Source organism: Nocardioides sp. R-C-SC26 (assembly GCF_021246465.1).
Taxonomy (GTDB): Bacteria; Actinomycetota; Actinomycetes; order Propionibacteriales; family Nocardioidaceae; genus Nocardioides.
This window is the reverse complement of record NZ_JAHRHK010000099.1, coordinates 1-306: the sequence shown is the minus strand read 5'-3', so window position 1 is coordinate 306 and position 306 is coordinate 1. Positions and strand designations below refer to the sequence as shown.

Sequence of the window (306 nt, the reverse complement as noted above, 5' to 3'; positions counted from 1 at the left end):
CTCCGGCTGCCTTCGGGCTGGCGCGGGTGCGTGCGGAACGCCGTGACGCCGCGGGCGCCGTCGAGGCCCTCGACCTGGTGCCGCGCACGAGCCGCGGGTATCCCGAGAGTCGTCAGCTGCGTGCCGGGGTGCTGCTGAGCCAGGGCACGCGCGACCTCGCGGTGCTGGACCAGGCGATGCGGTCCATCGAGCCGGCCTCGATGGACCCGGCCACGCACGGGCGCTACAGCGTGCGCATCCTGGAGCAGGCCCTGGCGATCGTGACGACCGGCGGCAGTTCGCCGGCGGCTGTGCCGGCCGGCGAAC

Annotated in this window: 1 protein-coding gene; it reads left to right on the top strand. The window is 75.5% G+C overall.

What is annotated here, in order from left to right; all coding sequences use genetic code 11:
- Positions 1-306 (top strand): tetratricopeptide repeat protein (locus KSO97_RS17605; protein WP_308188353.1); only part of this gene is annotated, 306 nt, incomplete at both ends.